Raw genomic sequence first — 14,097 nt, 5'->3', positions numbered from 1 at the left:
TAATGGAAAAATCTAAAAGGTATGTTTTACCGAAAAAAAGAAGTAGAAACTACCCACGAGTTGTGAAAGGGAAACCACAGAAATACCCAAAAAAATGCCAGTCAATCTCTTAACTGACTGGCATTACTCATTTAGAGGGCTTTTTATTAGATTAGAATCTCCAGTTATAGAACAAGTCAATTGCACGCTCTAAAGACTGACTGGCTTCCAGATATAAACGCTGATTCATTTGATAACGTAAAGTCAGCTTGTTCACTGGGGTAAATACGCCAACCCCATAACGGATATATAAGTCTGGCGTAATATAACCGGTTACAGACACCTGAGTATCATCCCCGGTTCCCTGTGCATCCAGTGCCAGGCCGCTCAGGCCAAAGCTACGACCAATCTGGTTGGTCAAGGCACGCGTACCGCCCAAGCCCAGACTAATCCCTGCGGCTGCAATGGTGTTGTTTACATCAGATCTGAAACCTTCCGCCTGACTTAAACCTGAAGCCCCTTCATTGATACGACCAGTAATCAGGGCATTCAACGCTTCCTGTTCAGACAGACCAGCATCGTTATACACCTGAATGGCAGGACTTGAGGCTGTACCAGTGACACGTACACCCACCGTACTACCTTGAATGGATTTATTGGCATCAATATCTAAAGTTGGATTCGACAGTGGGCCATTAAAACGCGCAATCGCACGGTTCAGATCCAGACTTTGTCCATAGGCTTCAATTTTCACCCGTTGCGATACCCCGATCGCGCCATTGGCACGCATCGCAGATTCCAGACCACGTTGCGTCAGATTGACACGACCTAAGAGTGGAATACGGCTGTCAAAGCCCTGGAAGATCACCTGGTTTCCTAACGACACTGCAACATCTGCGCGAATATCCCATGGACGTGCAGCTTTCAGAATGGCGAGCTGGTCATCTCCCTCACGTACTACGCGTACGTCAGAAGACAAGCCCACCACAGGTTCAGACGCTTCAGGCATTGAAATCAGTGCACGAGGAACATCGACCTTGCCACTCAAGCTCAATTTTTTATTGAACGGATACATATCCAAGGTCAAATCAGGTGTAACCACCGCAGTAATCAGTGGTGCCTGACGAATCAGCAAATTTTCACCCTGAAGTTTAAGCTGTACGCGAGGATCCCCTTTCCAGTCTACAGAGCCAGTTAATTTACCAGCGCCACGACCACTATTAAATGCACCATTAATAGTCGCGGTATTTTGACGGACTGATGAATAGAGCTGCACATTGGTCAGATTGACTGGCAATGAAATCATACTGATCGCCCCGTCCTTAACCCGAATTTCACCTTCAAGTAATGGATCGGTTAACGTTCCACTAATTTTACCTGCATAAGACAAGGTACCATCCAGATTACGCACATCCTGAATGAATGGCTTAAAGACCTTCAGTTGAACCTGGTTAAAGGCAATCTCCCCACGCATTGGTTTATTGTCACGATATGGATCAATAATCACATTGGCATAGCCTGTACCAATATCCGGCGTTTTCACATCCAGACGAATCTGTAGTCCAGCAGCCACGCTTTTTGCGACCAGCCCCACTTCATCATATTTTAAAGTCGAGCCTAAATATTCCGGATCATCAGAAGATAAGCCGATCACCCCATTGCGGGTTACCAGACGTGCATCAATCTTCGGTTTGGCACCTTGTGCCCAAGCTGCCTTGGCATAACCGTTCACTTTACCGGTTAATGCTATGCCTTCTGGCAGGAAGGCACTAAAGTCAGCCAGATCCAGGTTACGAGTAATAAAAGAAGCACTGCCTCGGGTTTTATTGACTCGAATTGGCTGATCAAAGCAGAGCTGGCTTTGCTGGCTCATCCAACAATGAGCGCCGACAAACAGATCCGACTGAGCAGTGTTATAAATCACAGCTGCATTTTGACGCTGCACCAGATGGGTACGCAGTGAGTCAAAATCACCGCGCTGGATCTGGCCTAACCAGTTATTTTGCGCATTAAAACCACCTGCGAGCTGAACAAAAAATTTAGACAGCTTATTTTCAGCCTGAACTTGCAGCACATGCGCGGCGCGCGTTCCAGCTAGTGAAACTTCACCGCGTACAATCTGTCTATTGCCACTACGCAACTGATCCATGGTCGCAGTCAATAAAGTAGGTGTGGTTTGTGAAGTCGGCAACTGACCGCGTACCCGAATCTTGTCTACGCTAAACAGGTTCTTGAAGGCAAAATTATCCACTGCCAGATTTGCAGTTGCTTGTAAACGCGGTTGTGCCTGCATATTAATATAGCCTTGTACCCGGCCTCTTAATCCTGGATAAAGCTCATATAATGCCGGTGCATTCACTTTAAGTTGCAGATTCTGTGCATTACCTGTGGCCTGGAGCTGGTTGCTGGCATAAGACAGGAACAGGTTATTGGCTTCAAACTGTTGTGGTACAAAACCACGCTGCTTGGAGTCAATCAATACAGCCAGATTACCCTTACCACGTACCGGTTTATTATTCAACATACCGGCCAGATTTAAGCGTTGAATCTGGACACGCTTCACTGCATCCGACCAGACACCTTGGGTTTGCAGATTACCAGACAATTCACCTTTAAGCTTGGCATTAAAATACTGAGGTTTGAAACGCACCAGAGAGGCATTTACATTCCAGCCAATACCATTTGCCAAGTTCACCTGACCATTGGCATTAATTTTTCCAGCGACACCATCATGACGCAGTTCCTTGATATTCAGCATATCAGGCGTACCTGACAAGCGCAGTTTTAACAATCCTTGACTGGCCTTGATCTGGCTGGCACTTAATGCACCATCATAATTGACCGCATAACTTTTGAATCCGCCGCCTGCTTTTTCATCATGGAACAACAAGGCAATATTACTATTACCTGTCAGGTGAACGGTTTCATTTTGCGCAGCCAGTCGTCCGGTCAGATCTACACCGCTGAGATTAATAATTTGCTGATTCGGGCGTGCATAACCACTGGCTTTTACCCGACCATTCAAGCGGTCAATTGGTGAAGCTGCAGCCAGAGTCTGAGTATTCAGGTTCTGGGCATTTAATACTGCGGACCATCTGAGCTGACGTTTTTCTTCTGGCAGTTCAATTCGTGCATTACCTGTTAGACTGCCGGCCTGTCCATTTCCACTATATTTAAAACTTGGAACATTCAGGATGTTATTTTTCAGGTTCAATTGTGCCTGATACATTCCTGTCGGCAACAGCCCTTCTTCATGCTGAGCAACCTGGGTAGCGACATGAATATTTTGCTGGCCTTCGACCAGTACCAGATCAACATCGCCTGATTCACTTTTTAACCAGCCGATATAAGGCACAGCACGATCAATATTTTTCCAGGCCACATCCAGTAACATCGGTTGAGCTTTATTGTCTTTAACCGGCTTCTGATCCAGCTTGATATTCCAGGTTTCATAGCGGTCAAAATCCACCAGTCCTGTTAGATGCAGGCCATTTTCCAGGTTACCGGTAGAGGCAATATTACCGTCCAGACTTGGTGGCAGAAAGTCCTGCACCACCTGTGGAATTCGCCGATGTTTCGGATCAATCCCATTCATGCGACCTGTCAGATCCCAATCCACCCGATCAGCCCAGCCTACAGTACCCGCCAGGCTTACCGAGCCTTTCATCAGCTGACCATTTAAATCAGTAATATTGAGCTGATTGACCAGATCGGTATACATCACTGCGGTATATTGCCCATTCGGGATATTTTCACCTTCAATATCGGTGCGGACATTCAAATCCAGGCGCTTGGTATTCCCATTAAACTCAGCCACACCATCTTTCGTAAACAGTTTTTGCTCTGTCAGGATTGGCCAGTGATATTGTTTAAACTGGAGTTCACCACGCATAGGTACATTAGGACGCATCGGGTGCAGAACCGCCCAGCCTGTCAGCAAATCTGGAGTGTTGGTCGCGACCCCGGCCTGAATGGTATCCAGTGTACCTCTAGCACGTACTTGAATATCATGAATATTCAGGCTTTCTCTGAGTGAAGGCAGATTTAAAATACCACGTGCATCTAGTGGATACTTGCCTTCAAACTGCATTTTCCCGGTAGCTTCGCGTACTGACAGATAGCCCATATCCATGCGGGAATCTTCGAAATTCAGCTCGGTACCTGACCATAATGCTTCATTCAGTTCGATATTATAAAAATCAACTACATTAGTCTGGGTTTTAATCACCAAGTGATCGAGAAGTAAATGATCAACCCGCAATACAAACGGTAAACGAATAGCATTGAACTTGAATGGCTCATCACTTGGCGGATTTTTATTAATAATCTGTAAATTCAGTACATCTGCTTCAGTCAGATGAATTTCTTTTTTGATAATTGCTCGCCAACCCAGCTTGACATCAGCACGATCAATTTTGACATCGACCGGTTTCAGGGTAACCAGAACATTTTTCAGGATAATCCCGCGCCACAGGTTCCCGCCTTCATATTCATAATGAATGATTTCCTGGCGCTGCATCACCTGATCAAGCAGGAATTTACTGCCTTTATCAGTAGAAAACAGGATCGCCAGTACAGACAGCAGAAAAATAAGAGAAAAAAGAACTGACAATAGAATACTTCTAAAGATACGGCGCTTTTTCGGCACAACTTCAGGTTGTTGCTCTTGTTCTGGCTGTGGTTGGTTCTCGACCATGATCTACCCAAATAACTATTTTTTAATTAATAAATGTTTTATAACTGCGAGCCAATAAAGAAGTGCAGACGAATCGGATAATTGTCATCCGACAGTCCGGTCGCCACATCTAAACGAATTGGGCCAATCGGTGAAGCCCAACGAATACCCAGCCCCGCACCATATTCTGTTGGATTACTAAAATCCTCATTATAGGCATTTCCGGCATCCGCAAATACCGCAGCGCGCCAGCCTTCCCTGAACTGATAATTATACTCCAGTGAAGCCACACCCAAAGCCTGTCCGCCCACTTTAAAGCCTTCAATTTCCGGAGAAAGACTCTTATAGTCGAAACCACGGATACTCTGGTCACCGCCACTAAAATAACGCAGGTTATAGGGTACTTTGGCAAAATCTTCAGTAAAGATATACCCCAGATCCGCACGACCGACAAACTGGTGATCGGCATTTTCACCCAGTGAATAGATAAAACGCCAGCCTGCGTTCACAATCGCCATATCGGCATCAGACAATAGAGCTTCACTGCCCAATTCGACTTTATAGGTCTGCTTAAAACCCTTGGTCGGGTTCACCCGGCGATCACTATCGGTACGGGAAACTTCATAACCCACCAGTAGAGACTGCTGTTCATCTTCAGTATTGAATCTGAACGCTTCCGGAATCTGGCTAAAATCAACCGAACCATCCTGAGTCAGACGATCGAGGCGGTAACGTAGACCGTAAGTTTGTTGCCAGCTGCCACGCGGATTTTTAATAATCCGGTCAGCACCGAGTACCGCGGATTCAATTAGCAGGCCATCACCTTGAGCCACACCATCACGTTCTTCACGCTCATAACCACCTACGATACTGATATAGTCATTAAGTGGATGGTTGTATGGAATATTATAACGGCCATCAATTGACTGACGGATTTGTGACAATTCAAGGTTGGCATCAAATGAGTGACCACGCTTGTTTACGATCGCGCGGCGATATTGTCCACGTAAGCGTGTTCCGGTATCCGTACCATAACCCAGACCAACTTCGGCACTGTTAAGACGGTCTGCATTCAGTGTCACGATCACCGGAATTTTTTTCTCTTCACGAGCCTGAGCCTTTAAACGTTCTTCTTCGTCTTCTTTAGTCTGTTGCTGAACCCGCAAAGTTCTTAAATTTGGATTCTCTGCATCACGACTACCAGCAAACTGATCTTCATCCACCACATCCTGTGTAACTTCCTGATCGGATGCCGGTGCAGCTTTCTTGGCTACACCTATTTCATCTTCTGAAAACTTCTGTTCTTCTATCAGACTCTGAATATCCGGTGCCAGTTCCAGCTCCCGATCAATAGGATCAGGGCGAATCGCATCCACCAGCGTATAGTTAAAATAACGTGAGTTGGTCAGGTTGTTGGCCAGGCTATTTACACGCCAGAAGGTGTAGTCTGCACCATCTTCCCAGGTAACCAGACTTTCCAGCACATCACGATTCAGTGGAAATTCTTTTTCAGGATCACTCATCCTGAACTCTACATTACCCAGTTTATAACGCTCACCTGTTTCAAAGCGCAGGTTCACATCGGCTGTATTTTCGGGTTGGGCAATGCGCACATCATGCAAGCGCCAGTACGCATCAAAATAACCATTATTGCTGGCTGCGGTATTAATCCGGTCTTTGGTTTTTTCATAATCCCCATGGTTAAAGATATCACCTTCTTCCTGTTCCGGTAGAAGACTAATAACCTGGAACTGCGGCTGTTCACCACCTGGGCCACTAAACTCAATATTATGGGTATTGATAATGACCGGCTCATTCGGAGTCACATAGACTCTAACCCGACTGTCAGATAATTTTTCAAATCTGAACTGGGCATTGTAATAACCTACAGCTTGGGCAGCCTGATTGGACAGATTACGGAGTTGCGGTAATGCAGATGAAAAATCTTCAAAGGATTCCTGGGTAAAGCTGGAAAGTTTAGCTTTTACATTATTTCTGAGATTCGTATAACCTTCTGACTGGGCTTTACGATTCAATCCGCCATTGCTTTGCGCAGTGCCATTTCCATTCACAATGACCACATCTGCACTGATCCGAGGCAAACTGGCGGTCATAATCTGGCGAGGTGGACGGATTTTATAAAACAGTCGCTTGAAAATATTCGGACGTTTGTCATTTTCAGGCGTTGTTGGTGCAGGCAATTCGGATAAGGTCGCATCCGACTCATTTCTTTGCACGATGATCTGACTATCGGCCTGAATGGACTGCATAAGCTGATCAACATTCACAGGTGCCTGATTGATTTCAACCAGTTCCTGCTGACTCATATCATTGACTACTGTTTCAGTTTGCGCGGTCTGGCGATAGGCTTGCGCCTCGCGTTTCGCTTCTTCCGCAACCTGATAAATCTCATTGGCCATGCTCTGGTCAATCGTTTGCACCGGCAGGCTTTCTAAATCATCAAACTCAATTGGCTGAAATTCACCCAGAGACGTTCCCATAGTCTGCTGCTCTTGCAGCATTTGCATACTATCTACGGTCGAAGTTTCAGGTTCTAAGGCTTCTTCAACTTTTTCTGTCGCTTCAGCTTCGGTCGTAGCTACCCCTTGTCGAACGGCTTCCTGGGATAACTCTTCGATCATTTCTGCCTGAGAGAGTGCTACCGGAGTTTCCGTCTGCTCAGTTTGTGCCATGCCCTGATGCGATAACATCATGAAAAATATACTCATACATAGCCTGGCTCGGCCATGATACGGTACGAGAGACCCCATACTACGATTCAGCATCGTTTGTTTAAATTTTCTCTTTGCGGGCATAGCAAACTCTAAACGAATACATTCTTTAATTGATTATTTGACCGAAAAAGATAAGCTAAAGAACTTAAATTATTGGGTTTTGCCTTTACATGGACGAAAGTATCTTACATGATTTTTCTCAATGTTTACGTATATCTCACATTTCTTAATAAATCTTAATGTAGCACGTCTTATATGAACAACAATGAACATTTGTTAGCGAGCCGCCGCTTTTTACCCATGTTCCTGACCCAGTTTTTTGGTGCACTGAATGATAATGTTTTTAAACAGGCATTATTACTGGTGATTACCTATGGTTGGATTCAGCAACAATCAGCCAGTATTAGCACACTAAATAACCTTGCCGCATTATTGTTCATTTTGCCTTATTTTATTTTCTCTGCGACGGCAGGCCAGATTGCAGACAAATATGAACGTTCCCAGCTGATTCGCTATCTAAAGATTTTTGAAATTGTGATCATGATTCTGGGGACTGTTGGTTTCCTACTCGGTCATTTATGGATGCTATTGTTCGCCCTGTTTTTAATGGGTACTCAATCCACTTTTTTCGGCCCGATTAAATATGCCATTTTGCCTGAAGTATTAAAACCGGATGAATTGATGTCAGGTAACGCACTATTTCAGTCAGGCACTTCATTAGCGATTTTATTCGGTATGATTCTGGGTGGTGCAGTCATTGCTGCTTCTACAGGCAATCTGATCTGGATCAGCCTGACGGTGTTAAGTATTGCCGTGGTTGGCTATCTCTCCAGTCGTTATATTCTGAAGCAGAGTATTCCAGCACCCGAAATCAATATTGACTGGAACTTTTTCCGGACCAGCTTTCAGACCATTAAATATGCTAAAAGTTTACCGCTGGTTTTTTTAATTCTGCTGGGTAACTCCTGGTACTGGTTTTATGGTGCGACTTATTTGACCCAGATTCCACAGCTTACCTTACAAAACCTGCATGCTTCTGAAAATGTTGCCAGTCTGCTTTTAACCTTTTTCTCTGTCGGGATCGGTTTAGGTTCTTATCTATGCCGTAGATTAGGTGGTACTGAGGTCAATATTAAAATGGTTCCTATTGGCGCTATTGGTCTTGTAGTTTTTGCATTGTATCTGGCAGCAAGTCTTGCCTTTGTCCCGGAACGTACTGGTGCTCTACTTGGCTTGGCAGATTTATTCCAGCAAGGCTGGAGCTATTATCATGTCATGCTGGCAGTAATTTTATTGGGCATTAGTGGCGGTTTTTATATCGTGCCGCTGTATGCCATGATGCAAGCGCATTCTCCCCGCTCACATCGTGCACGTGTGGTTGCAGCAAATAACATCCTGAATGCCGTTTTCATGGTATCTTCTGCTATATTCTCAATTATTATTTTAAGCATTTTAGAGTTTGATCTTAAAATACTTTTCTGTATTACTGCAGTGTTGAGTGGCCTGTTTACTTTATGGCTGCTTTATAGATTGAAATCGATGATCAAAACTGCAAAAGCCCCTTTGGAGGATTAATTCATGCGTCAATATACAGGTGTCGATAAGCTTATTCATTCTTTTGACCAGGCATTACGCAGTCTTGTTCCCGGAACGACTTCCTCACAACGGGAAAATCCAGCCAAACCGGTCGAAACTCAGCTTACCGTAAGTGATGCCCGTCATGTGGCTGGTTTAATGCGTGTGAATCATAGTGGTGAGGTTTGTGCCCAAGCGCTTTATCATGGACAGGCATTAACCGCGAAATTACCAAATGTACGTCGGGAAATGGAACAGGCGGCAATTGAGGAGCAGGATCATCTGGCCTGGTGTGAAGACCGCTTACAAGAACTGGATAGCCATACCAGTTTACTTAATCCGGTCTGGTACGGCCTTTCCTTTGGGATGGGTGCAATTGCCGGCATTGCGGGTGACAAATACAGTCTGGGTTTTGTTGCTGAAACCGAACGCCAAGTGAGTATGCATTTACAGCATCATATTAATCAGCTGCCCGCACAGGATGAACGCTCACGTCGCATTCTGGAACAAATGAATGAAGATGAACTGCATCATCGTGATACAGCTTTGGCTGCAGGCGGTGTAGATTTACCCCTTCCAGTCAAGATTGCTATGACCGGTATTTCCAAGTTAATGACTAAAACCAGTTATTATATTTAAGTATCAAATGAAGCCCTCTTTTTTGAGGGCTTTTTTTATTCTTATGAATTCTTAAACAAGATAACTCATTGATCGTTTTTTGAGTGTAGATCAATCAATTTAACCGCCTATCCAACAGAATATTGATTCACATTTTAATCAAACTCTATTCGTTTATTTAACTGTTATAATCGAACCGGTTTCATCTCGTATTTATTAAAATTCTAGAACGATTGAGACAGGTATAACTATTAAATAGCTATGACCTATTTATCAAAAAAATAATGCTTTAAAGGTGACGTATGGAAACAGGTATTATTCTTGGCATTCTATTCGCAATTATTGTGTTGTTAGTTATTTTTTATAAAAAGAAAAAGTAAATAACAGTTTTTTGGCAAATACAGATCCCCTACTTAGATAAAACTGAAAAATTCATTAGATTAATTTCAGATACAGATTAAATTTTGACTTGTGGATATTGAAGACGGCGATCATATTCAAATGCAGGATGAGACCAGATGTCATGCATCGGGATTTTTACGTCTAGTGCAAGCGGTAATTTTTTGGGATTAAATTCCATCTGGCTTAAATCATTTCCCCATGCAATCAGGTCGACATCCAGGCTGATCTGATGCGATGGTCGAACCCGCCCTGAATCCGTTTCCATTTGCTTTAATAAATCTGTCATATCTTGAACAGAAACTTCACTGTATAGGAGGCAGGCCGCATTCCAGTAATCTGCTCCGATACTATCCCGACATGGAATGAGGTAAATTGGAGAAAACCGGACTTCCCCCAACTCACTGATCCGTTGCTGGGCAGCCTGAAAATGTTGCTGTGGATGACAATTACTCGCCAGTGCTAGGGCGAATATCGTTGCGGTGGCGTTCAAGACGTATCCCTACAGAATTGGCTTGCGCGATAATGGCAGGCTTACGGATCGTAATCATAATCGATTCTACACTTTCAAAGGTAGCAAAAAGCGCGTCTAGTACCAGTTTTGCTGCATGTTCGATCAATTTTGGCTGAGCTTCCTGAATCACCCGCGCTGAAATCTCGCAGATTTCGGCATAATTCAAAGTATCTTCCAGTTCATCTGACTGTGCCGCTTGTTCTAAGTTGGTACGAATGTTTAGATCCAGCATTAAAGGCTGAATGATTTGACGCTCCCAATTAAAGCAGCCGACTACTGTATCGACCTTTAAGCCTTCAATAATAATTGCGTCCATTTTAAAACTCGGAATTTAATATTTACCAATAATCTCCCTAAATCCCTCTTTAATACAGAGGGACTTTCATCACTTCTATTTATTTTGTAATGAAAGCCTCCCTTTCTTAAAGGGAGGACGGGAGGGATTAAATTAGTGCTTTAACAGCAAATTTGGGTCCATAGTCTGAACCATCTGCAAACGCTGATCTGCATAGATATCTGTATACGGCGCCAGAATTCTCATGAAACGGTCGAAATACAGCATTTGCTTGAACAATAAAGCAAAGTCACGTGGGAAACGAATGCCATGACGTTCACCGACTGCTACCATATCCATCATGATATCGTTGAGATCTGCAGGGCTTGAAGTTAATAGATCCTGAGGATCAGCTAACATCACACCACTAAATAAACGTTCAAGATCAGCCGCAAGCACTTTGGTATCAATCTCAACTGCAGTCATACCCATTTTCAGCATATTCTCTGCCATCAGGGTATAATTGGTATGCTGCAAGGCATCCATAAAGGCCATACACGCTGTCCAGACTTCTGGTTTAAGCTGGCCGACAATACCAAAATCAATAAAGCCCACACGACCATCTTCAAGCAGCATCAGATTACCCGCGTGTAAATCAGCATGGAAACTGTTACACATCATCAGGCTGCCAAACCAGGTGTTCATTGCAGTGATGAGAACCTGTGACGGGTCTTTAGCGACCTTTTTCACCACTTCAAAATCAGTCAGTGGCACGCCATATAAACGTTGCATGGTCAGCACACGACGTGTTGAATATTGATGATAAACCTTAGGAGCAGTTGCTGCCTTATTATTGGTGATATTCAGATAATTGACGAAATCATCCAGATTTTGTGCTTCCTCGATGAAGTCAACCTCACGCACCATTCGGGTTTTGATTTCTTCGACAATATCTGCCAATGACGCAAATTTTACTTTCGGCACTGCTTTTTCCAGCAGTTTGGTCGCCCAATGCAATACATTTAAATCGGTATATAGAATTGTTTCCACACCCGGTTTTTGTACTTTAATGACCACATCTTCACCAGAAACCAGCTTGGCCGCATGTACCTGTGCAATGGAAGCAGAAGCCAGTGGTGTTTCCTCAATTGAGGCAAAGATTTCATCCAAGTTTCGGCCAGAAAACTCTGATGCTAGCACTTCCTGGATATAGCTGAATGGCAAGGTCGGTGTTTGATCCAGACAGCCCTGAAACTCTTCCACATATTCACGCGGAAACAGCGACGGCGTACTGGCAATAAACTGACCGAGCTTGATATAGGTTGAGCCTAAAGACTCAAATGTTTCACGCATGAGTTTGGCATTACTTGGCTTTTCAGTGGCATATTTAATGCCGGCCTTCGCCGCAACTACCGCGGTTTCACCCATACGGGCAACCGAACGTATTCCATCTAACCAGATATTTTTTTTCATAATGTCTTAGGAAAAATTAATTACATGCAGTGTAGCAAAAAAATTAAATTTTGCAGGCCTATCTTGCCTGACAGACCGGGCAATCTGTATCTTTTTCGAAACTTAAAATGCGCTGTTTGAAACTCAGACCATCCCAGAGTAGAAGTTTCTGTCTAAGTGGCATTTTACCCAGGCCTAAATAAAGCAATGCATGATGAGCTTGCAAACTCGCCATCACATTTGGCGTAGTCGCCAATACGCCTGAATCTGCACAACGCAAACTGGTATCAGCCTGATGTTCAGGTGGAAACAGGCAGGCATAGCAAGCTGAATCCCCTTCCATCATGAACAGTTGCCCTTGCAAACCAATCGCAGAAGCACTGATTAAAGGCACATTCAGTTTTACACAGCTTTGATTGATCAGATAACGTGTCTCGAACTGATCACATCCATCCAGCACCAGATCTTGATGTTCAATGATACTTTCTGCATTTTCAGTTGTTAAAGCCTGATTAATATATTCAACCTGAACATTCGGATTAATCTGAGCCAGCCTTTTCGCGAGTATTTCTGCCTTATAAAAGCCTAAATCATTTGGCGTAAATGCCAGTTGTCGTTGTAGATTACTCATCTCGATGGTATCAGGATCAATCAGAGTAATTTTGCCTACACCCGCTCGTGCCAGAAGTTCTGCCAAGGCACAACCAATCCCGCCACACCCCACGATACAGATATTAGAAAATTTCAGCTTTTCCTGTGCTTCAATATCCCAACCATCCAGAAGAATCTGGCGACTATATAAGTGCAATTCAGCATCGGTGAGTTCAAACTCTGGGGATATGGCATCCATAGTCGATATAGACAACGTCGTTCCTTGTTTCGAAGATTTTTAAGAAGCATATGCCACAAAAAGTGCATTTACCGAAATTTCAATATGCGGATAAATCTCGAGCAAATTAACTTCTCTGCGCATAAACAGCAAATCAATAAATGGCTTGGCAATACTAGCGCCAAATAGCATATCAGTTAAATGCTCCGTATCAAGCTGATAGTGTCCTAATAAATATGTAATAGTGATATTATGAATGCACTTAACTTGATCTATATGCCACTTAATTTATTCACGTATTACATCTTCCTGGAACCTCGTTCTTCTATTCTTTTATCACCCTGTAACTGAATTTCGATTGTTTAGCACTTCTGTAGCTGCTACCTGCAATTCAGTAGGAAAATGTATCAGTTCAGTGAGACCCTCTGTATCCATTCCCAAATATGATTAAGCTGCTTAAGGAATAGCAATTATCCTCGCTTTCAATAAATAGTATGGAGCATATAGATGAACGAACAAAATCAGCATAATTATCGTGAAAAATTATGGGAACTAATTAAAGATGTGCGTTACACCATGATCAGCCATATGACCGAAAGTCAGGAAATTCATTCTCAGCCAATGACCATGCTCAATTCTGAGCAAATGAATGAAGATCAGAATTTGTATTTCATCATGCGTGACACCAATGATCTGGTGAAAGCTGCCAATACTGGTCGTACTCAGATTGGCCTGTCTTTCGCTAAACCTTCTGATGGTATTTATGTATCAATCAGCGCAAATGCACAGATCAGTACTGACCGTATTTTGATTGAAAAATTATGGAATCCATGGGCAGAAAACTGGTTTGAAGGTAAAGATGATCCTAGCGTGCGTGTACTGATTGCTGAAGCTGAAAGTGCAGAATACTGGAATGTCACCGATAACAAAGTAACGCAGCTATTTAAGGCATTAAAAGGTGGTGTGACTGGCGAAGCTGGGGAACCAGATGCTGAGCACAAAAAAGTTGATCTATAAGTAAATAAGAATTCCACCTTCAATTTAGCC

General features: G+C 43.6%; 9 protein-coding genes. 3 read left to right on the top strand and 6 right to left on the bottom strand.

The features are described 5' to 3' along the window. Positions 1-151: 151 nt before the first annotated feature. Positions 152-4,675 (bottom strand): translocation/assembly module TamB domain-containing protein, encoded by a 4,524-nt coding sequence (locus FTV12_RS03735; RefSeq protein ID WP_180032299.1) that lies wholly within the window; start codon positions 4,673-4,675, stop codon positions 152-154. Between the two features lie 38 nt (positions 4,676-4,713). Next, positions 4,714-7,470 carry an autotransporter assembly complex family protein gene (locus tag FTV12_RS03730; protein ID WP_180012066.1) on the bottom strand — a complete coding sequence of 919 codons (2,757 nt, stop codon included), beginning with the start codon at positions 7,468-7,470 and terminating at the stop codon, positions 4,714-4,716. Between the two features lie 174 nt (positions 7,471-7,644). Here FTV12_RS03730 and FTV12_RS03725 point away from each other — a divergent pair, with 174 nt between their 5' ends. Together FTV12_RS03725 and coq7 are read left to right on the top strand one after the other, a co-directional pair. Beyond that, complete coding sequence (locus tag FTV12_RS03725) at positions 7,645-8,964, top strand: MFS transporter (RefSeq protein ID WP_180012064.1); 1,320 nt, start codon at positions 7,645-7,647, stop codon at positions 8,962-8,964. A 3-nt stretch (positions 8,965-8,967) separates the two neighbouring features. Beyond that, the gene (gene coq7, locus FTV12_RS03720) at positions 8,968-9,603 is read left to right on the top strand and encodes a 2-polyprenyl-3-methyl-6-methoxy-1,4-benzoquinone monooxygenase (protein WP_004783823.1); all 636 of its coding nucleotides are present in this window, start codon (positions 8,968-8,970) and stop codon (positions 9,601-9,603) included. A 436-nt stretch (positions 9,604-10,039) separates the two neighbouring features. Here coq7 and FTV12_RS03715 read toward each other — a convergent pair whose 3' ends face one another. From FTV12_RS03715 to FTV12_RS03700, 4 genes are all read right to left on the bottom strand, one after another. Further along, positions 10,040-10,474: a 2-amino-4-hydroxy-6-hydroxymethyldihydropteridine diphosphokinase gene (locus FTV12_RS03715; RefSeq protein WP_004783827.1), complete on the bottom strand. Its 435-nt coding sequence runs from the start codon at positions 10,472-10,474 to the stop codon at positions 10,040-10,042. Beyond that, positions 10,431-10,811 carry a dihydroneopterin aldolase gene (folB, locus tag FTV12_RS03710; protein WP_004783828.1) on the bottom strand — a complete coding sequence of 127 codons (381 nt, stop codon included), beginning with the start codon at positions 10,809-10,811 and terminating at the stop codon, positions 10,431-10,433. Before folB ends, FTV12_RS03715 begins: the two co-directional genes overlap by 44 nt. A 132-nt stretch (positions 10,812-10,943) precedes the next feature. Then, positions 10,944-12,242, bottom strand: a complete 1,299-nt coding sequence (locus tag FTV12_RS03705; protein ID WP_159123174.1) for an AarF/ABC1/UbiB kinase family protein — start codon at positions 12,240-12,242, stop codon at positions 10,944-10,946. Positions 12,243-12,300: 58 nt separating this feature from the next. Further along, positions 12,301-13,071, bottom strand: a complete 771-nt coding sequence (locus FTV12_RS03700) for a HesA/MoeB/ThiF family protein (RefSeq protein ID WP_166135057.1) — start codon at positions 13,069-13,071, stop codon at positions 12,301-12,303. A gap of 486 nt (positions 13,072-13,557) precedes the next feature. Here FTV12_RS03700 and FTV12_RS03695 point away from each other — a divergent pair, with 486 nt between their 5' ends. After that, on the top strand, positions 13,558-14,067 hold the full coding sequence (locus FTV12_RS03695; protein ID WP_180012060.1) for a pyridoxamine 5'-phosphate oxidase family protein: 510 nt from the start codon (positions 13,558-13,560) through the stop codon (positions 14,065-14,067). Positions 14,068-14,097 lie beyond the last annotated feature (30 nt).

Origin of the sequence: Acinetobacter sp. YH12233, from assembly GCF_013417725.1 — a bacterium.
Lineage (GTDB): Bacteria > Pseudomonadota > Gammaproteobacteria > Pseudomonadales > Moraxellaceae > Acinetobacter.
This window is presented reverse-complemented; position numbering and strand designations above follow the sequence as displayed.

Coding starts and splice junctions, on each gene's coding strand:
- FTV12_RS03735 (WP_180032299.1), bottom strand. CDS start 4,675: ATGGTCGAGAACCAACCACAGCCAGAACAAGAGCAACAACCTGAAGTT.
- FTV12_RS03730 (WP_180012066.1), bottom strand. CDS start 7,470: ATGCCCGCAAAGAGAAAATTTAAACAAACGATGCTGAATCGTAGTATG.
- FTV12_RS03725 (WP_180012064.1), top strand. CDS start 7,645: ATGAACAACAATGAACATTTGTTAGCGAGCCGCCGCTTTTTACCCATG.
- coq7 (WP_004783823.1), top strand. CDS start 8,968: ATGCGTCAATATACAGGTGTCGATAAGCTTATTCATTCTTTTGACCAG.
- folB (WP_004783828.1), bottom strand. CDS start 10,811: ATGGACGCAATTATTATTGAAGGCTTAAAGGTCGATACAGTAGTCGGC.
- FTV12_RS03705 (WP_159123174.1), bottom strand. CDS start 12,242: ATGAAAAAAAATATCTGGTTAGATGGAATACGTTCGGTTGCCCGTATG.
- FTV12_RS03700 (WP_166135057.1), bottom strand. CDS start 13,071: ATGGATGCCATATCCCCAGAGTTTGAACTCACCGATGCTGAATTGCAC.
- FTV12_RS03695 (WP_180012060.1), top strand. CDS start 13,558: ATGAACGAACAAAATCAGCATAATTATCGTGAAAAATTATGGGAACTA.